Genomic DNA, 20,723 nt, shown 5'->3' with positions numbered 1-20,723 from the left:
GTCCAGGCCCCTTCGGCCGTACCCCAGGTCAGGGCGGGCAAACCGGAACAATCGCGGTAACGCCGGTCAGGACCGGCGCGGCACGGCCACGGCGGTGAGCAGCAGCCCGCCGCCGACCAGCCAGCGGCCGTCCAGGACGTCCAGCGGCGGGCCGCCGTCGATGCGGGTGCCGTCGACCAGGATCCGGGCGGTGAACCGGCCGGCCCGGTCGAACGTCAGTTCCGCCTCCTCGAACCCGAGCCAGCGCCCGGTCAGCGGGTACCACGCCTTGTAGACCGACTCCTTGGCGCTGAACAGCAGCCGGTCCCAGTGCGTCGCCGGGTCGGCGTCACGCAGCGCGGCCAGCCGCTCCGGCTCACCCGCGGTGAGGACGATCCCCGCCACGCCGTCGGGCAGCGGCTCGTGCGGCTCCGCGTCGATGCCGAGCCCGGCCAGCGCCCCGGCCGGGGCCACCGCCGCCGCCCGGTAGCCGGTGCAGTGCGTGATGCTGCCCACCACGCCGTCCGGCCAGACCGGCTCCCGGCGGGGGCCGGGACGGATCGGCGCCGGGGCGTACCCGAGGCGGGCCAGCGCCTCCCGCGCGCAGCGGCGGGCGGTGACGAACTCCTGGCGGCGCGCGGCCACCGCGCGCGCCACCAGGTCCTCCTCGCCCGGGTACGGCGTCTCGTCCGGCACGTCGGCGAACGCCTCGACGGCCAGCGCCCCGGCCGGCAGCAGCGTTCCGATCATCCGAGGATCCGTTTCATGGGCGCCGGCTCGCCGCCGCGGCGCCGCCACTCGCGCGGGTAGCCCAGCGACACCTCCTCGAAGCGCACCCCGTCGTAGTGCGTGGTGCGGGGGATGTGCAGGTGGCCGTAGACCGCGACGGCGGCGCGGTGGCGCACGTGCCAGTCGGCCGTCCGGTCGGTGCCGCACCACTGGGCGAACTCCGGGAACCAGAGCACCTCGGTGGGCTGCCGCACCAGCGGCCAGTGGGTGACCAGCACTGTCGGCAGCGCCGGGTCGGTGGCCTCCAGCCGCCGACGCGTCACCTCCAGCCGCGCCGCGCACCAGGACTCCCGGTCCGGGTACGGGTCGGGGTGCAGCATCATCTCGTCGGTGCACACCACACCGGCGTCGTACGCCGCGCGCAGCGACTCCTCCTTGGTGCTGGTGCCGGGCGCGCGGAACGAGTAGTCGTAGAGCAGGAACAGCGGCGCCACGGTGACCGGCCCGCCTTCGCCCCGCCACACCGGGTAGTCGTCCTCCGGGGTCAGTACGCCCAGCTCGCGGCACATCGCGACCAGCGCGTCGTAACGGGCCACCCCGCGCAGCGTCACCGGGTCGTTGGGGTGGGTCCACAGCTCGTGGTTGCCGGGCGCCCACACCACCCGCGCGAACCGGTCGCGCAGCAGCCGCAGCGTCCGCTCCACGTCGGCGAAGACCTCGCCGACGTCACCGGCCACGATCAGCCAGTCGTCCGCCGTCTCCGGCCGCAGGCCGTCCACCACGGCGCGGTTCTCCGCGTACGACACGTGGAGGTCACTGACCGCGTACAGCGCACCCGTCACCCGGCCGATCTTGCCAGCGGCGCCCCCGGATGACCAGGCTCGCCCGCCGGGCTGTCGGGGGTCCGACCGGCCCGGTCAGCCGACCCTCGCGGTCACCTCGTCGAGCGCGCGCAGCACCTCCCGGGTCACACCCGGCTCGGCGGCGGAGTGCCCGGCGTCCGGCACGATCCGCAGCGTCGCCTCCGGCCACCGGCGGGCCAGGTCGTACGCGGACACCGGCGGGCAGCACAGGTCGTAGCGGCCGTTGACGATCACGGCGGGCAGGTGCCGGATCCGGTCCACGCCGTCGAGCAACTGGCCCTCGGAGAGGAAGCCGCCGTGCACCGCGTAGTGCGACAGGATCCGGGCCACGGGCAGCGCCTGGTCGTCGGCGGTGAAGTGGGCGAGCAGCTCCGGGTCGGGCCGCAGCGACGAGTTGACCGCCTCCCACCGCCCCCAGGCCCGCGCGTACTCCCGGGCCCGCGCCTCGTCCGGGCCGTGCAACCGCCTGTGGTACGCGGCCAGCACGTCGTCGCGTTCGCCGGGCGGGATCGGCGCCACGAACCGCTCCCACTCCTCGGGCTGGAGGTGGCGCAGCCCGCCCTGGTAGAACCAGTCCCGCTCGCTGCGCCGCAGCAGCAGCACGCCGCGCAGGACCAGCCCGGTCACCCGATCCGGGTGCGCCTGCGCGTACGCCAGGCCGAGCGTGGTGCCCCACGACCCGCCGAACACCAGCCACGAGTCGATGCCCAGCCGCTGCCGGATGGTCTCCAGATCGGCCACCAGATGCCAGGTGGTGTTGGCGCGCACCTCGCCGTGCGGGGTGCTGCGACCGGCGCCGCGCTGGTCGAACAGCACGGCCCGGTGACGGTCGGGGTCGAAGAACCGGCGGGCCACCGGCACCAGGCCGCCGCCGGGCCCACCGTGCAGGAACACCACGGGTACGCCGTCCGGCCGCCCGACCTCCTCCACGTGGAGGACGTGGCCGTCACCGACCGGGATCCGGTGGGTGGCGTACGGCTCGACGGGCGGGTGCAGGCCGGTCATGCCCTGTCATTCTGCCCGGCGTGGGCGTGCCGGGTGGTCCCGCTCAGCAGGCGACGTTGCCGCCGAGGTTGTCCAGCAGCGCGTCGGCGACCCAGCCGGAGACGCCTGTGGTGACGTCCCGCAGGTACGTCCACGTGTAGGTGGTCTTGCCGTTCGCGGTGACCCGGTCACCGCTGGCGAAGCAGTGGAAGTCGACCGTGTGACTGAGCTGCCCGTAGCCCAGGGAGGCGCAGGTGGTGTGCGGGCCGGTGCGGATGTTGACGTTCGTGGCGTTGAACAGCTGGCCGAACTTGCCGTCCACGTTGGAGTGCGAGTGGCTGCACCCGGCGCTCGCCGGTCCGGCCGTACCGGCCACCACGGCGCCCGCCGAGGCGACGGTCAGGACGACGGCGGCACCGATGGAGGAAATCTTCCGCATACCCGTCAACCCCCGAATAAAGATCGAGATGCACCAGCAGATCGATCCAAATATTTGCATATAGCAAGGTCGATGGGCAAGATGCGGCGCCGCCGGCCCGGCCCGGACCGGCGGCGCCGAACGCTCAGGCGGTGGCCGGTACGCCGTTGTCCGTACCCGTGGTCTCCGCCTCGGGCACACCCCGCGGAGCCGGCGTGCGGACCGCGAACGCGTCGAAGCTCGGCCCGTCCAGCCGCTCGACGAACGGCTCCACGACCGGCGGCTCCGACCGGTCCGGCTCGATCGCGTCCGGCTCGGTCCGCCCGTCCACCGCCCGGGGCGTCACCTCGGCCGGCACGGTGATCGGCGGGCGCGCCGCCACCTGCGGGTACTCAGCTGTCTCCCCGCCGCCCGCGGCGGCCGCCATGACCGCCGCCGCGGCCAGATCGGCGACCCGCTTGGCCTCCCGCTGCACCCGGGCCCGGGTCTCCTTGGCGTGCTGCTCGGCCAGGTCCGCGGCGCGCCGCGCCTCGTCCAGCCGCTTGGTCTCCGCGGCCAGCTCCCGGCGTACGCCGACCAGCCGCTCCTCCACCTCCGCGCCGGTCCGCTCGATGGTGGCGATCTCCCGGCGGGTGTCCTCCAGCTGCCGGGAGACGCTCTCCAGCTCCGCCTTGAGCCCGGTCAGCGTCTCCTGCCGCTGCTGGATCTCCCGCTGCACGCCGGCGAGCTGCTCCTGGTGCGCCGCCGTCTCCTCGTCGGCCCGCTCGCGGACCTCGGTGGCGTACTGCTGCGCCTCGGCGACCAGCGAGGCGATGTCCTTCTCCGCGGCGGCGGCCCGGTCGGCCAGCTCCTGCTCGGCGGCGGCCCGCCGCTCGTCCAGTTCCTTGGCCATCGTGGCCTGCCACTGGGCCAGATCCTGCTGGGCCTTGCTGCGGTTGGCCTGGACCTCCTGCTGGATCTGCGTCCGCGCGGCCTTCACCAGCGCCTCGGACGCCGAGCGCGCCTGCTCGACCTGCTGCACGCTCTGCTCGGTGATCCGCTTCGCCTCCTGCTGGGCCCGGTCGTGCGCGGCCTGACCCTCGACGCGCAGCTTCTCCGCCAGCTCCCGCACCGCGGTCAGCTCCGCCTGCGCGGCGGCCCGCCGCTCCTCGTCCACCCGCTCCTGCTCGGCCCGGCGGGCGGACAGCTCCTCGTCCAGCTCCCGCCGCTCCCGGGCGGCCTGCTCCTGCGCGGCGGCGAGCAGCTTCTCCGCCTGCCCCTGGACCTCCTCCGCGCGCCGGGTGGCCACGTCGGTGATCTGGCCGGCCTGCTTCTCGGCCAGGTCCAGGATCTGGTCGACCATCGGGCCGAGGTCGCGGAAGGACGCCCGGTCCACAGCCGTCGGACGGTCGCGCAGCTCCACCGCCTCGGCCTGCACCCGCTGCACCTGCGCGGTCAGGTCGCGCACCTGCGCGTACGCCCGGTCCCGCGCGGCGGTCAGCGCGCTCACCTCGGCGTCGATCTGCTCGACGTACCGGTCCACCTGACGTTTGTCGTAGCCGCGCAACGCGGGATCGAACCGGGGCCGCCCGGACAGGTCGTCGTGGGGTGCGAACGGCTCGGCACCGTTGGACATTCGCCATCCTCCGTCGGTTCGCCAGCGCCAGGCCGGCGGATGACCGCCCCGCAGGGCACGATGAGGCGCTACGGTACCGCGTCCGCGCGCGAGGCTCGCCCCGCCCCGCCCTCCTGCCCGCCGACCGGCGGCACGGTCAGACCGGGAAGTGCGGGTTCCCCGCCGTCAGGCGGATGGTGAAGCCGGTCGCGTCCCTGTGGTACGTCACGTGGTCGCAACTCTGGTGGCTGATCCACAGGCCCAGACCACCGTCGGAACCGTCGCCCGCCGGCAGCAGCCCGGCGAACGGGTCCTTCGGGCCGGTCCCCCGATCGTGGACGGTCACCACGATCCGGTCCGGCGCGCGCCACAACCGCAGGCACACCGGCGGCTCACCGTGGCGCAGCGCATTGCTCACCACCTCGCTGACCGCGATCACCAGGCCGTCCAGGCCGTCGGGCGGCAGCAGGCCACGGTCGGCGGCGCGCACCTCCGCGCGGGCGCGGGCCGGCGTCGGGTCGACCAGCTCGACCAGCGGCGCGGTCCGCTGCACCGGGTCCGCCGGTGCCGGACGGAACTCGGTCAGGTAACTCGTCGGCTCGGTGTAGAGACCGGCCGTCTCGTGCCCGCCGTCCGTCCGTGCCACCAGCGGGTGGGTACGCGCCACGTCGGCGAGCACGTGCGCGGGCGTGCCCCGCCGGTCGTAGGCGCAGATGCCCCACAGCGGGAAGTCGTCGTAGGCGTGGTTGATCGCCGACTCGTAGCGCGCCCACCAGTCCCAGGTCGCGCCGAGCAGCACCGGCGGCAGCTCGCCGACCATCCGGATCTGCGCCGCCCCCGCCGCCACGTACGACGCGAGCAGCTCCCGGTAGGAACGCAGCGCGACGCTGGGACGGGCGTAGACGTCACCGACTGGCAGGAACGTGACCTCGGCGCCGGTGGGCAGCGCCCGGCGCACCAGCTCGGCGTTGCGCTCGTCCAGGTTCACCGCCGTCGGCTCGCCGGCCGCGATCCCGTCCAGCAGGAACGGCAGCGCCACCGCCAGCAGCTCTTCCTCGGAGTCGTAGACGAACGCCTCGTGGAAGTAGCCCACATGGCCGAAGGCCGCGCCGCTCCTCATCGGACGACCTCCACCCGTACCTCCGACAGGCCGAGCAGGTCGACGAGCCGGGCCGGGGCGCGGCTCGGGGTGCGCAGCACCGCGACGGCGTCGTGCCGGCGGGCGTGGTCGCGCAGGTGCAGCAGGCTGCGGTGGTCGACGAAACGCAGCTCGGCGGCGTCGAACACGACCCGGCCCGCCACCGGCCGCGGGTCGGCCCGCTCCAGCGCGGCGGCGAAGTCCCGGTGGTTGGACGGGTCCAGCTCGCCGGCCAGCGCCACCACCGAGTCGCCGTCGCCGGCGTGCAGCCGGAACAGCACGTCCGCGTTCGTCACCGAGTGCAGGCAGGCCAGCTCGGCGATCGCCGCGTCGTCCAGCTGCCGGCGGTCGTAGGCACAGACCGCCGACATCGGACGGTGCCGCATCCAGTGGTCGATCCGGTGCTCGTAGCGGGCGAACGCGTCCCGCTGGGCGGGAGTGCGGACCAGGCCCGTCGCCTCGGCCAGCACCCGCAGGCCGGTGTGCCCGGCGGTCAGCGCCTCGGTGGTGGCCCGCACGTACGCCCGGACCTGCCGGTCGGGGTCGACGATCTCGTCGTGCCGGTACGCCTCGCCGACGGGAACCAGCCGTAGCGCGTCCCGCCGGCGCGCGGCGTCGACCCCGGGGACCGAGGCCAGCCAGCCGGTGACTGTGGCGCGATCCTCCGGACAGACCACCCATACCTGCTCACCGGCGGCGAGACCGGCGCTTACCTGCTCGACCGCCAGCGCGCGCAGCGTGGCCGGGTCGTCGTAGGCGAGGCAGCCATGGGTGTAGCCCGGGTACGTCACGCCCCCGCTGGTCACCGACTCCGCCTCATGGACCCAGTCTATGCCCCGCCCACCTGGAGATCGCGCCAGGCCGTGGCCTCGGGCGGCGGGTCGCCCAGCTCGAACTCGGCCCAGTTGTTCCAGTACGCGATCGCGTCGACGTCGGTCTGCTGCCGCAGCCACGTGACGTGCTCGCGGATCGTCCGTGCCCGGCCCGCGCCGGTGGTGTCCGCGGCGGTACGGCTCAGCCCGTACTCGGGCACCAGCAGCCGGATGCCCGGGTACGCGGCGCGTACCTTGCCGAAGGCCACGCCGAACATCCGGGAGGCGGGCCAGTACGCGGCGGTGTCCCGGGAGTAGCAGTCCACGCCGTAGTGGGTCATGCCCGGGTAACCCCAGTCGGCCGGGTTGCCACGCCCCTCGTCCAGCCAGTAGCGGGTCACGATCGGGCCGTGCCCGAGCACCCACCGCCGGTTGCGGTGCGCCGCCAGGATCTGCGTCACCCGGCTCGCCGTCGCCCGATACGTGGCCGGGGCCACGTCGCCCATCGGCTCGTGGTACCAGGTCAGATAGATCGGGCGGTTCACGCCGTCGAGCCAGCCGGCCAGCTGCTCGACGTCGTCCTTCCAGCTGACGTGCATGACGGCCGAGGGCGCGTCGGCGAACTTGCCGGCGTTCAGCGGGGGCAGTTCCGGCAGCGCGTCCGCGTCCGGGCCGTCCGTGCCGAAGTCGCGCATGTAGCGGATGCCCGGATAGTCGGCCACCGCGCGCTGCGTCCGGGCGCCCTTCTCGGCGCTCATCCCGACCAGCAGCGGCACGGTCAGCGTGGTGGTGCCCGTGCCGGTGCGGCCGGCGCCGTCACGCGCCGTCGCGGTCAGCGTCACCGTGCCCCGGCCGGCCAGCACGGTGACTGTGAAGCGGCCCGGTTCGGCGCCGCTCGGTGTGACGGTCACCCCCGGCGAGGCGCCGGCGAGCTGGATGGTCAGCGGGACGCTCAGGTCCACCCGGACCGGGCTGTCCCAGGTGACGCCGGTGGGGTCGCTGACCCGGCCGGCGAGCGTCAGCAGGCGCGAGTCGGGGTGATAGGCGTCGACCCGGACGGTGGTCGACTGCCCGGGCAGCAGGACGGTCTGGTCGGCGGTGACGGAACGGACGACGGGTGCGGCCATGAGGCTCTCCTTCGACGTGCTTCGCTGCCGCTCCGGCCGCACGTCTTCGGGTGGCCAGAATGGCTCTGACCTGCGCTTTTACCAGCTTGCGTCGGTTCGGCCCCGATCGTCAGGGTGGCCGCAGATGGCGCGAAACCCGGTCGCCGCCGCGCTGTCCCGCCCGCATCCTGGACCGATGCCGATCATCGTGCGGGACCTGCGCGTGCCGGACTGGCCGCACCTGTGGCCGATGCTGCGGGACATGGGCGTGGGCGACGACCCGCCGGAGGCCCACCGGCTGCGGTTCGCCGCGCTGCTGGCCGACCCCTGCTGGGCGCTGCTCGGCGCCACCGACGCGGGCGGGCTGGCCGGGTACGCCGCCGCCCAGGACCACGGGCCGCACCTGCGTTCCGGTGACGCGCACCGCACCGTACGCCTGCACGACCTGTACGTCCGGGCGGACCGCCGCCGCGACGGGGTGGGCAGGTCGTTGTTCGACGCGGTCCGCCGGTGGGCCGCCGGGCGGGCGCGGCACCTGGAGTGGCAGGCCCACCACGAGCGGGCGGCGCCGTTCTACGAGCGGCTCGGCCACCGGGGCGACAGGTGCCCGCAGCCGGACTACCCGACCTTCCTCCTCGACCTCGCCCCTCGGCAGTGACCCCCCTTCCCTTGGCGCCAGCTCACCGCCCGACCATGATCGACACCAGGTCGGGGAGGTGGCTGCATCGGCGATGGTCTGATGCCACCACTTCCCCGACCTGGTGTTGATCATGGAGCGGGATGGCACCACTTCGGGGAGGTGGTGTGGATCACGGCTGTGGATGGATCGACACCGGTTCGGCGAGGTGGGGCTATCGGAGGGGGTCTGATGCGGCCACCTCCCCGAGGTGGGGTGGATCTTGGTGGGGGAGGACCTAGGGCAGGGGGTGGGAGATGTCGCGGGCGTGGTCGGCCACCGCCGCGCCGACCACCGTCGCGGTCAGCGGCAGCACCTCCAGGCAGCGGCGCACCGCCGCGCCCATCAGCGGGTTCGGCACCCGCATGGACAGCGCGCAGTGCGGCACCCAGCGGCCCGGCCGGTAGTGCTCGACCACCTCGACGCCGGCCCGCGCCAGCCGTTCGTGCACCGCGGCGTGGTGCGCCAGCAGCTCGGGCGTCGGCGCCGGCCCGAGCCAGAGCACCCGCCCGAGGAACTGCCCGGCGTGCTGGAACTCCAGCCGCAGCGGCGCGGCCACCACGGTTCCGGCGAGCGCCTCGGCGACGCGCTGCGGGTCCAGGCGGGGCGCGACAGCCAGCGAGACGTGCGGGCGGTGCCGCTGCGCCAGCAGGGAACGCATGCTCGGCACCCCGTCGGACTCCAGCAGGTCCCACAGCACCCGGAGCCGCCGGGTGGCGTCGGTGTCCAGATACAGCTCCAGCGCCGCGACCACACGATCACCCTAGAGGCGGGGCCCGCGCCGAGGTTTGCCGGGCACGCTGGGCGGTACTGCCCGAGGGTACGCACGACAGGACAGGGGAGTGAGGCGCGCGTGGACGTGACGGACGTGCTGACCGAGGCGTACGGGCGGTTGCCGGATCTGGTCGCCGGGGCGCTCGACGGGCTCGACGCGGCCCAGCTGCGGCAGGCGCCGGCCGACGGGGCGAACCCGGTCGGCTGGCTGGTCTGGCACCTGACGCGGATCCAGGACGACCATGTCGCCGACGTGATGGGGGAGCCGCAGCTCTGGGCCACCGGCGACTGGGCGGGGCGGTGCGGCCTGCCGCCGGACCCCGCCGACACCGGCTTCGGGCACGGCCCGGAGCAGATCGCCGCGGTACGCCCCGAGAACGGCGGCGTGCTGCTGGACTACCACCGGGCGGTGGTGGACCGGAGCCTGGCGTACCTGCGCGGGCTGAGCGCGGCCGACCTGGACCGGGTGGTGGACGAGAACTGGGATCCGCCTGTGACGCTCGGGGTGCGGCTGGTGAGCGTGCTCGACGACGACTTCCAGCACGCCGGTCAGGCCGCGTACGTGCGGGGGCTCATCCTGCGCTGAGCGACGCACCGGCTCGGCGCAGCGCGGCGTGCCCGAGCAGGTGACACGCCTGCGCCTCGGGTGAGGTGCCGGGGCGCTCGAAGTCCGGCGCCCCGCTGACGCCCGTCACCCGGCCGTACGCGTCGATCCGCCGGGCGGCGGCCGCGAGCAGGTCCGCGCCCGCCTCGAACCACGACCGGGCCAGCCACCCGTCGGCCACTCCGGTGAGGGCCGCGTACCCGAGCAGCTGGGCGGTGTTGGCCTCGCGGAACGCGTCCGGCTCGTCCAGCACGTCGGGGAAGAGGCCGTCCGCGCCGCGGTACGCGAGGCAGGCGGTCAGCACCTCCTCGGCGTGCCCGGCCAGCTCGGCGCGGAGGTCACCCGGCCAGTCCGGCGCGAGCCGCAGCGCGCGGGCGATTCCGGCGACCACCCAGCCGTTGCCGGTGCCCCAGGGGCCGGGCCGGTCCGGTTCGCCCCGGTCCTCGTCCCAGCGGGCGGCGTACAGGCCGGTGCGCGCGTCGTACAGCCGTCGCCGGTGCCCCGCGACCTGGGCGGCGGCCGCCTCGGTCCGGCCGGTGAGCGCCAGCAGCGGTACCACCATGTAGATCGTGTCCGCCCAGACCTGGCGGCCGTCGAGCAGGTGGAACAGCGTGCCGTCGGCGGCCCTCGGTGCCCGGCGGGTCAGCCAGTCGAGCTGGGCGTCCAGCGCCACGCCGTACCGCCGGTCGCCGGTGCGGCGCGAGGCGTGCCGGACCACCTCACCGCACGCGGCGCCGTTCACCGCGCCCACCGAGCCGGCCGGCTCTCCGAGCCGCCCGTCTGGCCGCTGCCGGGTCACCGCGGCGTCGGCGACCAGCACCGCGGCCTCGTCCAGGCCCAGGTCGAGCAGTGCCTGACCGAGGATCCCCTGCTCCCAGGACTCACGCTGCATGGTCAGCAGCGCGAGCAGTACCCGGTCGGCGGTGGCGTCCCCGGTTGTCGGCATGGGCCCAGGGATACCCGCCGCTCCGCCGCGCCTCACCCGGACCGGGTGAGTTCGCCTCACCCGCGACGCGGGGACGCTGCGGGACGAGCGGCGCCGGCAGGCGGGCGCCCGCGACCACCGACGAGGAGGCCCGATGAGCGTCTCGGCCGTGGAACATCTGACCCGGGGGACCGCCGGCCGGCACCCGGAGCTGCCCGAGACCACCTCTGGCACCATCCGTCTGGATCTGCGCGTCGAGGGCTGCACCGAGCACTGGTACCTGACCATCGACCGGCAGGACGTCCGGGTGGACCGCCTGGCCGAGGAGGCGGACCTGGTGGTCGGCGCGAACCGGGAGGTGTTCGACCGGATGGCGGCGGGGCGCCTGCACCCGGCCGCCGCGCTGCTGCGCAACGACCTCGCCGCGCGCGGCGAGCTGAAGCTGCTGATGACGCTGCGCCGGATCTTCCCCGGCCCGCCGGACGCCCGGGATCCCCGCGACGTGGCCGGTGAGCGGGCGGCGGCCCGATGAGGGAGGAACTGGTCCACGTCCTCGCGGGCAACGCGTTCGCGTTGAGCGACGCGCAGGGGGACATGGAACGCGACCCGTGCGCCCCGATCGGCCTGTTCTCCTTCGACACCCGGTTCCTGTCCCACTGGGTGCTCACGATCGACGGCGAGCGGCTGCACGCGCTGTCCCGCGACGACCTGACCTACTTCGAGACCCGTTTCGTGCTGGTGCCGGGCGCGGCCAGCCACTACGTGGACGCCGACGTCTCGGTGATCCGGCACCGCTCGATCGACGAGGCATACCACGAGAGCCTCACGGTGCTGAACCACTCGGCCGAACCCGCCGAGTACACGGTGCGGATGGAGATGGCCGGCGACTTCGCCGACACCTCCGAGATCCTGCGTCCCGGCCCGCGTCACCCGACGGTCATCCCCGAACCGGAGCAGCAGCGGCTGCGGATCCGGTACGAGCGCGGGCGGTTCGCCCGGGAGACGTGCGTCTCCAGCACCGTCCCGGGCGAGGTGGACGCGCGCGGGATGACCTTCCGGATCCGTGTCGAGCCGCAGGGCGAGTGGCACGTCGACCTGCACGTCGCCATGATCATCCAAGGCGCGGGCGGGCGGGACCTGCGGGCCGACATCGAGTCCCACAGGCAGCACGTCCGCCAGGACATGCGGGACGGCCTCGAACGGTGGTTCGACCGGGCGCCGCAACTGGTCTCCGACCGGTCCGCGCTGACCGCCGTGTACCGGCAGGCCCTGACCGACCTGGCCGCCCTGCGGTACATGCCGCTGGCCTACACCGACCGGGTGCCGGTCGGCGGGATGCCCTGGGCGATGGCGCTGTACGGGCGGGACGCGCTGATGACCTGCCTCCAGACGCTGCCGTTCACGCCCGAGCTGACCCCGGGCACGCTGCACATGCTGGCGATGGTGCAGGGCGGCCGGCTCGACGACTACCACGACGAGGAGCCCGGCAAGATCGTCGCTGAGTTGCGATACGGCGAGGCGGCCGCGTTCGAGGAGCACCCCACCGCGATCTACTACGGGGCGGCAGACACCACGCCGCTGTTCGTGATCCTGCTCGACGAGTACGAGCGCTGGACCGGTGACACCGACCTGGTCAACGAGTTGCGGCACCCGGCCCGGATGGCGCTGGACTGGCTGACCCGGTACGGCGACCAGTGCGGCGACGGCTACCTGCGCTACCGGCCACGCAACACGGTGAACGGGGTGGCCAACCAGACCTGGCGGAACACACCTGCGGCGATCGTCGACCGGGACGGGGTGGAGCCGCCGTACCCGCGCGCCACGTGCGAGCTCCAGGGGTACGCGTACGACGCGCGGATCCGGGGCGCCCGCCTGGCCCGGGAGTTCTGGGACGACCCGGGCTACGCCGAGCGCCTGGAGGCCGACGCGGCGCGTCTGCGGGAGCGGTTCAACAATGACTTCTGGCTGCCGCAGCGGGGCTACTACGCGCTGGCGCTCACCCCGGACGGCGAGCCGGTCGACGCGCTCACCTCGCACCTGGGGCACCTGCTGTGGAGCGGCATCGTGGAGCCGGACCGGGCCGACGCGCTGGCCGGGCACCTGCGCGGGCCGGACCTGTTCTCCGGCTGGGGCGTGCGCACCTACGCGCAGGGGCAGATGCCGTACAACCCGGTCGGCCCGCACCTCGGCGCGGTCTGGCCCTGGGACAACGCGATCGTCGCGGCGGGCCTGCGGCGGTACGGCTTCGACGAGGAGGCGGCCGACATCGCCGCGGGCGTGTTCGCGATGGCGGAGACGCTCGGCGGATCGGTCCCGGAGGCGATCGCCGGCTACCCCCGCGCGCTGACCAAGTACCCGGTCCAGTTGCCGGAGGCCGGGCGACCGCAGTCGTGGGCCTCCGGTGGGCTGCTGATGCTGCTGGCGACGATGCTGGGGTTGCGTCCGTGCGGGGAGAACCTGCTGGTGAACCCGGCCGTCCCGAGCGGGTTCGGGCGGATCGAGCTGCTCGACGTGCCGGGCCGGTGGGGAAGAGCCGACTCGTACGGCCGGGAACGCGGCTCGGGCCGGCGGATGCGCGCGGGCCGGCCGGCCCACCGGGCCGCCTGACCGGGCCGCCTGACCGGCCGCCTGACCGGCCGCCGCTCAGGCCGAGCCGGTGGTCTCCCGCTGGGCTGCCGTCGAGGCGCCCGGCTCGGCTGCCGTCGTCGGCTCCACCGGCCCGGCCGCGGGTGGCTCCTCCGCCGCATCGGCACGCCCGGCCCGGGCGAGCAGCCGGTCCACGCCCACGAACAGCAGGCCCAGCAGCCAGAACACCGCGGCGAACCCGACCGCGCTGACCGCCACCCCGTCGTAGCCCAGCTCGTCCGCGTCGATGAACGGGTACGGGTACCTGTCCACGATCAGGCCGCGTACCAGCGCGAACCCGAGGTATCCGAGCGGGAACACCAGCCACCAGGCGGCGTACCGGGGGCGCAGCCGGCCGCGCCTGTCGAACAGCGCCCAGTCGGCGACCGCCAGCAGCGGCACCACAGTGTGCAGGAACTGGTTGCCCCACCACTCGCCCGGTTGCCGGTCCGGCTGGGCCATCGCGAACGGGCTGGCCGGGTTGGCCAGCACCAGGTGGTAGACCGTGCCGGTGATGGTGATGTAGAGGGTCACAGCCCCCTTGAGGACGCTCGGTGGCTCCGGCCGGTCGCGCAGCGCGCACCAGGCGGCGTACCCGGCGAGGACGCCGACCGCCACGTTGCTCTGGATGGTGAAGTACGGCAGCAGGCCGGTCACCGTGGCCGGGCCGAGCGCGGTGAGGACGATGCCGGCCAGCACGGCGAGCACCACTGCGAGGCGGAGGAGGATCGCCGGTAGGCGACGCCGGGGGGTCACGGGGGGCAAGTTACCAGCCGGTCGTCAGCCGGGACGCCGCCCGGGCGGGGTGCCGGACGGCCGGCCGACGTGCCCGGGCGGGAGGTCGTCCACGCCCGGCGGCCCGCCGGACGGGTGGACCGGGTGCGCGGACCTGCCGCCGCCTCGCCCGCCGGCCTTTCCCGGCGGATCGTCGCCCAGCAGCCCGGCGCAGTAGTCCGGCACGCGGTCGTGACCCCCGGCGGCGGCGACGAGGCCGCTGAAGGCGGGTGTGGCCAGGGCCCGTCCCCGCTCCGGCTCGGCGACGGCCCGGTACGCGACGCACAGGCCGGGCGGCGAGGACGGGTGTGGTGTCCGGGGCGCCGGTGAGCCGGCCGGCGGGCTCGGCCGGGCCGACGGCGCAGGGGGCGCGGTGACGACCGGCGGCGCTGCCGGACGTGCGGCGCGCGGCAGGTTCCCGGTCGCGGCGAGCGCGACGCCGCCGGTCAGGGACGCGGCCAGTGCGGCCACTGCCACCCGTACGCCGAACCGGGCACTGCGGCGACGGCGCATCCACCGGGCGGCCCGGAACGCCGCTACCGCTGCCGCCTCGCCGTCGAGCTCGCCCGTGCCGGGCGCGGCGCGGACCGCGTCCAGCACGGCGGCCAGTCCCGGCGGAGCGGTCGGCTTGTCGCCGGAGCGGCCGACGAGCAGCCGCTCGACGGTTTCCTGGTCCAGGCCGGATGCGTCCATCTCGTCACCCTCAGCGCCGCCACCCGGCCGGGCGTCACACTCCGGCGCGCCGAGGAGCCGGTGAGGTCGGTCACCCGGCGCCGGTCACGGCCCCGGGGCATCTCCGGTTGCCGATGTCCCGCACTCGCGGTGAACTGAATTACATGGGTGTCATCAAGGTGGGCACGTCCTCCTGGGCCGACCAGATGCTGGTCCGCTCCGGCTGGTATCCGCGCGGGGTCAACACCCCCGCCGGCCGGCTCGGCTGGTACGCCGAGCGGTTCGGACTGGTCGAGGTGGACACGTCGTACTACGCCGTGCCGGCGCCGGAGACGACGGCGGGCTGGGCGGCCGCCACCCCGGACGGTTTCACCTTCGACGTCAAGGCGTTCCGGCTGTTCACCGGCCACCACACGCCGGTCGACGCGCTGCCCCGCGACCTGCGTCCGGCCGGCGGCCCGAACCGGATCCGCTGGCGTGACCTGCCCGCCGGGGCGTACGACGAGTTGTGGGACCGGTTCCACGCGGCGCTGGCGCCGCTCGCGGCGGCCGACCGGCTCGGTGCCGTGCTGTTGCAGTTCCCGCCGTGGCTGGCCCGCGGCGAGGCGGCCCGGCGGCGGATCCTGGACGCCGCGCGGCGCTGCCGCCCCTGGCCGGTCACCGTCGAGCTGCGGCACTCGTCCTGGTTCGACGGGGACGCGATGGCCGACACCGTCACGTTCCTGCGTGAACACGACCTCGGGTACGCCTGTGTGGACATGCCGCAGGGGCACGTCTCCTCGGTGCCGCCGATCCTGGTCGCCACCACCGACCTGGCCGTGATCAGGTTCCACGGGCACAGCACCGCCTGGGAGAGCGGCGACAAGCAGGAGCGGTTCCGCTACGCCTACGGCGAGCGGGAGCTGCGGCACTGGTCGGTGCTGCTGCGCGAACTGGCCGACCAGTGCGCCGAACTGCACGTGCTGATGAACAACTGCTGCGGCGACCAGGCCCAGCGCGACGCCGCCCGCCTGGCCGGCCTGCTCGGCGTCGCGCCCGCCGCCGCGCGCGCCTGACGTTTCCTCAGCCGTCGTCCGGGTACCGCCGGGGGCATGGACGACAGCGAAGGGGGATCGGTGGAGAAGCGGCGCGGCGAGGACGAGCGAGACCCGCGAGCGACCCGGGAGGCAGAGGAGGCGCACGGCGGCAGCATGGCGCCGGGCCTGGTCGACGACACCGGGCACCCGGTGGCCGAGTCACCGGTGCCGGACAACGAGCCGTCGGCGCCGGGTGGTCCGGGCGAGGACGGCACCGGCTCCTGACGGCCTAGGGACGCGTCTCCGGGCGCATCCCGGTCGCCTCCTCCAGCGCGTTGTCGCCGAGGTCGCCGTCCGCCCTGTCGTCCGGGAACGTCCGTCCCGACGGCGCCGGATCCGGCGGCGCGCCCGGCCCGGCCTCGGGCGTCCGGGTCGGCTCGACGGATCCGAACCCGTGCCGGCCCGCCTCCGGTCCGCCCGGCCCGGCGCCGGCCGCCCGGCGCTCGCCGAGCCGCCCCTCGGGTACGGCGGTCTCCTCGCTGCCCTCGTCCATCGGGTCGCTGTCACCGGCGCCCCACGGCGGGTCGGCGTCGAAGCCGTCGGTGGTGCCCCACGGCGCGGCCGACTCCGGTCCGCGCCCGTCACCCGTACCCGGCCGGTCCCTGCTGGTCATGGTCACCTCGCCTGGCTGCTGATGTCCGTGCCGCCCGTCGACGGACGGTCTGGTCCCGGGGCACCGCGCGGCCGGTGACCCACCCCGATGTGGGTCGCCGGCCGCGCGGTGGTCAACGGGCCGCCCCGACCAGATGACGTCCGGCCGCGCCCACGGCGGCCACCTTGCCGATGTTCTTCGGCGCGGACATCAGCCCGCCCGCGCGGTCGAGCATGCCCCGGAACACCTGGCCCGGTTTCTGCTGCTCGCCCATGTACGCCGACACCACGACGAGCGCGCCGGTCAGCGCCGGGACCGCCCACTGGAGCAGCTTCATCTGCCGCTGGCTGGCCGCGACGTTCGCCGGGGTGTGGTGGTTGGGTTCGGTGGTCCCCTCGACCGGCGGGCCGCCGGCCTTCTCCAGCCGCATGCCGACCAGCCGGCTGTAGCCGGTCACCGCCAGCGCGCCGACTGTCAGCGCGGTCTTCACCGCGCTCATCTTCCCCACGCCCGCCTGGCGGGCCATCCGCGGGCTCTCGGTGACCAGTTCACCGACCGCGCCGGCCAGGTGCGCGCCGATCGCCGCCGCGTTGACCGGTGTCCACCGCGCCCACCCGGCCGAGGCCACCGGCAGCCGCTCGGTCGTGTCGTTGATCCGTGCCGCCGCGCCGTTGACGCCGAGCGCCCCCATCAGGGAACCGCCGAACCAGGCCGCCAGGCCCAGGTCGTGCATCGAGCGCAGCGTGGTGTGCCGTTCTGACATCAGATCCCCCTCCGCCGTGTTCGGGCGGTGCGGCATACCCACGATCGGGCGACTCACGCCCGGCGTGGCGGGGAGGAGGGCTCAGCGGCGGGGGAGCGTGCCGGCGAACGCGGCGATCCGGTCGGCCAGGGGCGCCGCCGCGCGTACCCAGGTGAAGTGGTCGAGCGGCGCGCCCGCCTCGGCGACCGTGTAGCGGTGCCGCGTCACCGGCGCCGCGGTCAGCTTCTCGCAGAGGTGGTCGAGCGTCTCGTGCGGCGTGTACTGGTCGTCGTCGACGCTCACCGCCAGCACAGGTGTGCGGATCCGCCGCACGGCGGCCTCCGTGTCCACCCCGTCCAGTGCGGGGAAGCGGCCGGTGCGGGCCGTGTGCGCCCAGTCCCGGATGACGCCGGCGGCCTGCCGGCCGCCGAAGCCCCAGCCCGGCCAGACGCCGAGCAGCCGGGCCGTGGCCGCGATCGCCTGGGTGTACGGCAGCACGCCCCACCCGCGCAGGCCCGGGTACCGCCGCCACCACGGCAGCCCCACCGCCACCAGGGCCAGCCCGTCCACCCGGTCGTCGTCGTGCAGCGCCTGGTGCAGCACCGCCACCTGACCGCCGAGGGAGTGCCCGAGCAGCAGCCGGGTACGGCCGTCCAGCCGGGGCTTGAGCGCGTCGAGCACGGCGCCGACGTCGGTGGCCATCTCCTGGTAGCCGTAGCGGCAGGCGCGCGACGGCGCAGGGGTGCTCTCGCCGGTGCCGCGCAGGTCGGCCACGATCACCGCGAGCCCGGCGTCGCGCAGCGCAGCGGCGAACGGCCGGTAGTAGCGGGCGCGTACGCCCATGGCCGGCCAGATCAGCACCACCGGCGCGCCGGGCGGACCGGCCGGCTCCGGGTAGACCTGCACGCCGATGCGCGCGCCGTCGACGTCCACGAACTCCTGGGTGTAGTCCCCGCTCACCCGGATCAGGGTACGGCCCGAACCTACCGGTGGGTAGCAAGGGGTGGCCGGACCCGTTCGCCCCGCGCCCCTGCCCTCGGGTTCCGCCCCCACCCAGGAGATCGCCGACTTCTCCGCGGGCCCGTCGCCTCCGCCGTGGAGGCTCCGGGCGCTGGACGGGCGCCCTCGTGCCGGAGAATCGGGTCCGCGGAGGTCCTGTCTCGCGGCGGGGCGTCAGCCCGGCAGCATCCCGGGACCGAACACCTCGTAGGCGATCCGCTCGGCCGGCACACCCCGGCGCAGCAGGTTGCCCCGGACCAGGTTCATGAACGCGATCGGACCGCACAGGTGCGCGGCCGCCCCGGCGGGCAGCGGGAGCCGGTCCGGGTCGATCAGCCCGGCGGACACCTCAGCCTTCAGGCCGGGCAGGTCGGCCCCGGCGGCGTCGAGATACCAGAGGTGGACGGCCAGGTTCGGCAGCCGCTGCTGGAGCACGGGGAGTTCCGCGCGCAGCGCGTGTGCCTCGGCGTCCCGGTCGGCGTGCGCCAGCGTCACCTGGCGTCCGGGGTTCCGGTCGGCCAGGTGGGCCAGCGCCGCCATCGCCGGGGTGAGGCCGATGCCGGCGCTGATCAGCAGCAGCGGCCCGTCGCCGCCGGTGGCGTCGACCTCGCCGAACGCGGGGCTCAGCCGTAGCGTGTCGCCGACCGCGACCCGGTCGTGCAGGTGGCCGGAGACCATGCCGTCGGGCGCGCCGCCCTCGCCACGTACGCGCTTCACCGTGATCCGCCACGTGTCGGCGCCCGGGCGGCCGGAGAGGCTGTACTGGCGGATCTGCTGTCCCCGGCCGCCGTCCAGGTCGACGGCGACCGAGACGTACCGGCCGGGGGTGAAGCCGGGCGCGGCGCCGCCGCCGGCCGGCGCGAGGGTGAGCGAGACGACGTCGGCGCTCTCCCGGGCCCGGCCGGTCACCCGCCAGTCCTGCCACACCGGACCGCCCTCGGGCACGCCGGCGCCGGCGTACAGCCGCGCCTCGCGGGCGATCAACTCGCAGGCCAGCAGCCAGTAGACCTCGTCCCAGGCGGCGGCCACCTCCGGCGTGACCGCGTCGCCGAGCACCTCGCCGACCGCGGCGAGCAGGTGCCGGCCGACGATCGGGTACTGGGTGGCGGTGATGCCGAGCGAGGCGTGCTTGTGCGCGATCCGATCCAGGACCGGTCCCCACGGCATGCCGGTGTCGCCGGTCAGGTGCGCCGCGTACGCGACCACCGCCGAGGCGAGCGCGGCCTTCTGCGCTCCGGTGGCCTGGTTGCCCCGGTTGAACAGGTCCAGCAGGTCCGGGTGGGCGTCGAACATCCGCTGGTAGAAGCGGCCGGTGATGGCCTCGCCGTGCGCCTGCACGACGGGCAGGGTGGCGGTCACGACCGCAGCTGAGGATTCCGAGAGCACGACCGAATCTCCTTCCGGGGCTCGAACAGGTCGATCTCCACGAAACAGGAATCAACGATTCCTCTTTCAGGGCCGAAGGTCCCGGTGCCGGGGTGGCAAGGGTCACCGTGAATCTGCTGGTGTCCCGGACGGCGCCGAGTGGCTAGGGTCGGTGCGTGAGGCTGAACCGGTCGACCGACATGGCGTTGCGGATCGCCATGCTGACCGCCGCGTCCCCGGTCCGGGCCACAGTCGACGAACTCGCCACCCGGCTCGAACTGCCCCGCAGCCACGTCGCCAAGGTGGTGCAGCGGCTGCAACGCATCGGCGTCCTGGTGACCATCCGGGGCCGCTCCGGCGGCGTGGCCTTCGCCGAACACGCCGGGGACATCACCGTCGGGCGGGTGGTCCGCGCCTTCGAGGGCGACGGCGAGGTGGTCGACTGCGCGCAACCGGTCTGCCCGCTGGTCGCGGAGTGCCGGCTGCGCGGTGAGCTGCGCCGCGCGCAGGCCGCCTTCCTCGCCGTGCTCGACGGGGTACGCCTCGGCGACCTGGTCGACGGATCCGCCGGCCCGCTCCTGCTCAGCCTCGGCGCGCCACCGGCAGGCCGCTGATGGCCGTCTCCCATCCGATCTTCTCCCGGCTCTTCGCCCGCGCCAGCGTCGCGATGGACCAGGCCGGGATGGCCGAGCACCGCGCCCGCCTGGTCGCCGGGCTGCGCGGCCGGGTGGTCGAGGTCGGCGCGGGCAACGGGCGCAACCTCGCGCACTACCCACCGGGGGTGACCGGCGTGGTCGCCGTCGAGCCGGAGCCACGCCTGCGTGCCCTGGCCCGCGCCGCCGCACCCGGAGCCCGGATACCTGTGACGGTCGTCGCCGGTCTCGCCGAGACGCTGCCGGTCGCCGACGGCGCCGCCGACGCGGTGGTGCTGTCGCTCGTGCTCTGCTCGGTGCCGGACCAGGCGGTCGCGCTGGGCGAGGCACGCCGGGTGCTGCGGCCCGGCGGCGAACTGCGCTTCTACGAACACGTGGTGGCGCAGACGCCCGGCCTGCGCCGGGCCCAGCGCCTGGCCGACGCCACGCTCTGGCCGCTGTTCTGCGCCGGCTGCCACACCGCCCGGGACACGGTGGCCGCGATCCGGGCCGCCGGGTTCGAGGTGACCGCGCTGGACCGCTTCCGCTTCCCGCCGACCGGGCTGCCGGCCCCGGCCTCGCCGCACGTCCTCGGCACCGCGATCCGGGCCTGACGCCGGACCGGGCCGGTTCTTCCGGCCCGG

The 20,723-nt window shown here is 74.9% G+C and carries 24 protein-coding genes; 8 read left to right on the top strand and 16 right to left on the bottom strand.

The window, feature by feature from the left end; translation table 11 throughout:
- Positions 1-66: 66 nt before the first annotated feature.
- From FHX31_RS20545 to FHX31_RS20510, 8 genes are all read right to left on the bottom strand, one after another.
- Positions 67-729 (bottom strand): 4'-phosphopantetheinyl transferase family protein, encoded by a 663-nt coding sequence (locus FHX31_RS20545; RefSeq protein WP_071095938.1) that lies wholly within the window; start codon positions 727-729, stop codon positions 67-69.
- Positions 726-1,550, bottom strand: a complete 825-nt coding sequence (locus tag FHX31_RS20540; RefSeq protein ID WP_184977025.1) for a metallophosphoesterase family protein — start codon at positions 1,548-1,550, stop codon at positions 726-728. The genes FHX31_RS20545 and FHX31_RS20540 overlap by 4 nt, the downstream gene beginning before the upstream one ends.
- A 75-nt stretch (positions 1,551-1,625) precedes the next feature.
- Complete coding sequence (pip, locus tag FHX31_RS20535; RefSeq protein ID WP_114919899.1) at positions 1,626-2,576, bottom strand: prolyl aminopeptidase; 951 nt, start codon at positions 2,574-2,576, stop codon at positions 1,626-1,628.
- Positions 2,577-2,619: 43 nt separating this feature from the next.
- Positions 2,620-2,994 (bottom strand): SH3 domain-containing protein, encoded by a 375-nt coding sequence (locus FHX31_RS20530; RefSeq protein WP_013285226.1) that lies wholly within the window; start codon positions 2,992-2,994, stop codon positions 2,620-2,622.
- Positions 2,995-3,118: 124 nt separating this feature from the next.
- Positions 3,119-4,588 (bottom strand): hypothetical protein, encoded by a 1,470-nt coding sequence (locus tag FHX31_RS20525; RefSeq protein ID WP_184977024.1) that lies wholly within the window; start codon positions 4,586-4,588, stop codon positions 3,119-3,121.
- A 136-nt stretch (positions 4,589-4,724) separates the two neighbouring features.
- Positions 4,725-5,687 carry an anti-sigma factor RsbA family regulatory protein gene (locus FHX31_RS20520; RefSeq protein WP_184977023.1) on the bottom strand — a complete coding sequence of 321 codons (963 nt, stop codon included), beginning with the start codon at positions 5,685-5,687 and terminating at the stop codon, positions 4,725-4,727.
- On the bottom strand, positions 5,684-6,511 hold the full coding sequence (locus FHX31_RS20515; RefSeq protein WP_184977022.1) for an MEDS domain-containing protein: 828 nt from the start codon (positions 6,509-6,511) through the stop codon (positions 5,684-5,686). The genes FHX31_RS20520 and FHX31_RS20515 overlap by 4 nt, the downstream gene beginning before the upstream one ends.
- 23 nt (positions 6,512-6,534) lie before the next feature.
- A complete protein-coding gene (locus FHX31_RS20510) occupies positions 6,535-7,644 on the bottom strand; it encodes a hypothetical protein (RefSeq protein ID WP_047893813.1) in 1,110 nt (369 codons plus the stop codon).
- Positions 7,645-7,819: 175 nt separating this feature from the next.
- Between FHX31_RS20510 and FHX31_RS20505 the strand changes: the two genes are divergently transcribed.
- Positions 7,820-8,281: a GNAT family N-acetyltransferase gene (locus FHX31_RS20505; RefSeq protein ID WP_262420996.1), complete on the top strand. Its 462-nt coding sequence runs from the start codon at positions 7,820-7,822 to the stop codon at positions 8,279-8,281.
- Positions 8,282-8,537: 256 nt separating this feature from the next.
- Here the strand turns inward: FHX31_RS20505 and FHX31_RS20500 are convergent, their stop codons facing one another.
- Positions 8,538-9,053, bottom strand: coding sequence for a 2'-5' RNA ligase family protein (locus FHX31_RS20500; RefSeq protein WP_184977021.1), 516 nt, complete (start codon positions 9,051-9,053; stop codon positions 8,538-8,540).
- A 99-nt stretch (positions 9,054-9,152) separates the two neighbouring features.
- Between FHX31_RS20500 and FHX31_RS20495 the strand changes: the two genes are divergently transcribed.
- The gene (locus tag FHX31_RS20495) at positions 9,153-9,659 is read left to right on the top strand and encodes a mycothiol transferase (protein WP_030274816.1); all 507 of its coding nucleotides are present in this window, start codon (positions 9,153-9,155) and stop codon (positions 9,657-9,659) included.
- Here the strand turns inward: FHX31_RS20495 and FHX31_RS20490 are convergent.
- The gene (locus FHX31_RS20490; protein ID WP_091329113.1) at positions 9,646-10,623 is read right to left on the bottom strand and encodes a glycoside hydrolase family 88 protein; all 978 of its coding nucleotides are present in this window, start codon (positions 10,621-10,623) and stop codon (positions 9,646-9,648) included. The two genes, FHX31_RS20495 and FHX31_RS20490, sit on opposite strands and share 14 nt — an antisense overlap.
- 133 nt (positions 10,624-10,756) lie before the next feature.
- Here FHX31_RS20490 and FHX31_RS20485 point away from each other — a divergent pair, with 133 nt between their 5' ends.
- Positions 10,757-11,134, top strand: a complete 378-nt coding sequence (locus tag FHX31_RS20485) for an SCP2 sterol-binding domain-containing protein (RefSeq protein ID WP_091329111.1) — start codon at positions 10,757-10,759, stop codon at positions 11,132-11,134.
- Positions 11,131-13,209, top strand: a complete 2,079-nt coding sequence (locus tag FHX31_RS20480; protein WP_091329110.1) for an amylo-alpha-1,6-glucosidase — start codon at positions 11,131-11,133, stop codon at positions 13,207-13,209. The genes FHX31_RS20485 and FHX31_RS20480 overlap by 4 nt, the downstream gene beginning before the upstream one ends.
- A gap of 36 nt (positions 13,210-13,245) precedes the next feature.
- On the opposite strand, the gene FHX31_RS20475 is transcribed toward FHX31_RS20480, so the two are convergent.
- A complete protein-coding gene (locus FHX31_RS20475) occupies positions 13,246-13,983 on the bottom strand; it encodes a Pr6Pr family membrane protein (protein WP_184977020.1) in 738 nt (245 codons plus the stop codon).
- Between the two features lie 24 nt (positions 13,984-14,007).
- Positions 14,008-14,694, bottom strand: coding sequence for a hypothetical protein (locus tag FHX31_RS20470; RefSeq protein ID WP_013474712.1), 687 nt, complete (start codon positions 14,692-14,694; stop codon positions 14,008-14,010).
- A gap of 143 nt (positions 14,695-14,837) precedes the next feature.
- Between FHX31_RS20470 and FHX31_RS20465 the strand changes: the two genes are divergently transcribed.
- Together FHX31_RS20465 and FHX31_RS20460 are read left to right on the top strand one after the other, a co-directional pair.
- A complete protein-coding gene (locus FHX31_RS20465; RefSeq protein ID WP_013285239.1) occupies positions 14,838-15,728 on the top strand; it encodes a DUF72 domain-containing protein in 891 nt (296 codons plus the stop codon).
- 36 nt (positions 15,729-15,764) lie between these two features.
- The gene (locus FHX31_RS20460) at positions 15,765-15,974 is read left to right on the top strand and encodes a hypothetical protein (RefSeq protein WP_013285240.1); all 210 of its coding nucleotides are present in this window, start codon (positions 15,765-15,767) and stop codon (positions 15,972-15,974) included.
- Positions 15,975-15,978: 4 nt separating this feature from the next.
- Here the strand turns inward: FHX31_RS20460 and FHX31_RS20455 are convergent, their stop codons facing one another.
- The 4 genes from FHX31_RS20455 to FHX31_RS20440 all read right to left on the bottom strand — a co-directional run bounded on the left by FHX31_RS20455 (position 15,979) and on the right by FHX31_RS20440 (position 19,468).
- Positions 15,979-16,362, bottom strand: a complete 384-nt coding sequence (locus tag FHX31_RS20455) for a hypothetical protein (RefSeq protein ID WP_184977019.1) — start codon at positions 16,360-16,362, stop codon at positions 15,979-15,981.
- A 112-nt stretch (positions 16,363-16,474) separates the two neighbouring features.
- Positions 16,475-17,104 carry a hypothetical protein gene (locus FHX31_RS20450; protein ID WP_013285242.1) on the bottom strand — a complete coding sequence of 210 codons (630 nt, stop codon included), beginning with the start codon at positions 17,102-17,104 and terminating at the stop codon, positions 16,475-16,477.
- 81 nt (positions 17,105-17,185) lie between these two features.
- Positions 17,186-18,043 carry an alpha/beta hydrolase family protein gene (locus FHX31_RS20445; RefSeq protein ID WP_013474715.1) on the bottom strand — a complete coding sequence of 286 codons (858 nt, stop codon included), beginning with the start codon at positions 18,041-18,043 and terminating at the stop codon, positions 17,186-17,188.
- 213 nt (positions 18,044-18,256) lie between these two features.
- Positions 18,257-19,468, bottom strand: coding sequence for a globin domain-containing protein (locus tag FHX31_RS20440; RefSeq protein WP_047893805.1), 1,212 nt, complete (start codon positions 19,466-19,468; stop codon positions 18,257-18,259).
- A 155-nt stretch (positions 19,469-19,623) separates the two neighbouring features.
- On the opposite strand from FHX31_RS20440, the gene FHX31_RS20435 reads away from it, so the two are divergent.
- Positions 19,624-20,061: an RrF2 family transcriptional regulator gene (locus FHX31_RS20435; protein ID WP_013474717.1), complete on the top strand. Its 438-nt coding sequence runs from the start codon at positions 19,624-19,626 to the stop codon at positions 20,059-20,061.
- Entirely contained in the window at positions 20,061-20,693 is a 633-nt protein-coding gene (locus tag FHX31_RS20430) for a class I SAM-dependent methyltransferase (RefSeq protein WP_013474718.1), read from the top strand. Before FHX31_RS20435 ends, FHX31_RS20430 begins: the two co-directional genes overlap by 1 nt.
- Positions 20,694-20,723: the final 30 nt, after the last annotated feature.

This window comes from Micromonospora sp. CNZ286 (assembly GCF_014207755.1).
This window is presented reverse-complemented; position numbering and strand designations above follow the sequence as displayed.

Excerpts from the sequence above, each read along its gene's own strand:
- FHX31_RS20545 (WP_071095938.1), bottom strand. The coding sequence starts at position 729 with ATGATCGGAACGCTGCTGCCGGCCGGGGCGCTGGCCGTCGAGGCGTTC.
- pip (WP_114919899.1), bottom strand. The coding sequence starts at position 2,576 with ATGACCGGCCTGCACCCGCCCGTCGAGCCGTACGCCACCCACCGGATC.
- FHX31_RS20530 (WP_013285226.1), bottom strand. The coding sequence starts at position 2,994 with ATGCGGAAGATTTCCTCCATCGGTGCCGCCGTCGTCCTGACCGTCGCC.
- FHX31_RS20525 (WP_184977024.1), bottom strand. The coding sequence starts at position 4,588 with ATGTCCAACGGTGCCGAGCCGTTCGCACCCCACGACGACCTGTCCGGG.
- FHX31_RS20520 (WP_184977023.1), bottom strand. The coding sequence starts at position 5,687 with ATGAGGAGCGGCGCGGCCTTCGGCCATGTGGGCTACTTCCACGAGGCG.
- FHX31_RS20510 (WP_047893813.1), bottom strand. The coding sequence starts at position 7,644 with ATGGCCGCACCCGTCGTCCGTTCCGTCACCGCCGACCAGACCGTCCTG.
- FHX31_RS20505 (WP_262420996.1), top strand. The coding sequence starts at position 7,820 with ATGCCGATCATCGTGCGGGACCTGCGCGTGCCGGACTGGCCGCACCTG.
- FHX31_RS20490 (WP_091329113.1), bottom strand. The coding sequence starts at position 10,623 with ATGCCGACAACCGGGGACGCCACCGCCGACCGGGTACTGCTCGCGCTG.
- FHX31_RS20485 (WP_091329111.1), top strand. The coding sequence starts at position 10,757 with ATGAGCGTCTCGGCCGTGGAACATCTGACCCGGGGGACCGCCGGCCGG.
- FHX31_RS20480 (WP_091329110.1), top strand. The coding sequence starts at position 11,131 with ATGAGGGAGGAACTGGTCCACGTCCTCGCGGGCAACGCGTTCGCGTTG.
- FHX31_RS20470 (WP_013474712.1), bottom strand. The coding sequence starts at position 14,694 with ATGGACGCATCCGGCCTGGACCAGGAAACCGTCGAGCGGCTGCTCGTC.
- FHX31_RS20465 (WP_013285239.1), top strand. The coding sequence starts at position 14,838 with ATGGGTGTCATCAAGGTGGGCACGTCCTCCTGGGCCGACCAGATGCTG.
- FHX31_RS20460 (WP_013285240.1), top strand. The coding sequence starts at position 15,765 with ATGGACGACAGCGAAGGGGGATCGGTGGAGAAGCGGCGCGGCGAGGAC.
- FHX31_RS20455 (WP_184977019.1), bottom strand. The coding sequence starts at position 16,362 with ATGACCAGCAGGGACCGGCCGGGTACGGGTGACGGGCGCGGACCGGAG.
- FHX31_RS20450 (WP_013285242.1), bottom strand. The coding sequence starts at position 17,104 with ATGTCAGAACGGCACACCACGCTGCGCTCGATGCACGACCTGGGCCTG.
- FHX31_RS20430 (WP_013474718.1), top strand. The coding sequence starts at position 20,061 with ATGGCCGTCTCCCATCCGATCTTCTCCCGGCTCTTCGCCCGCGCCAGC.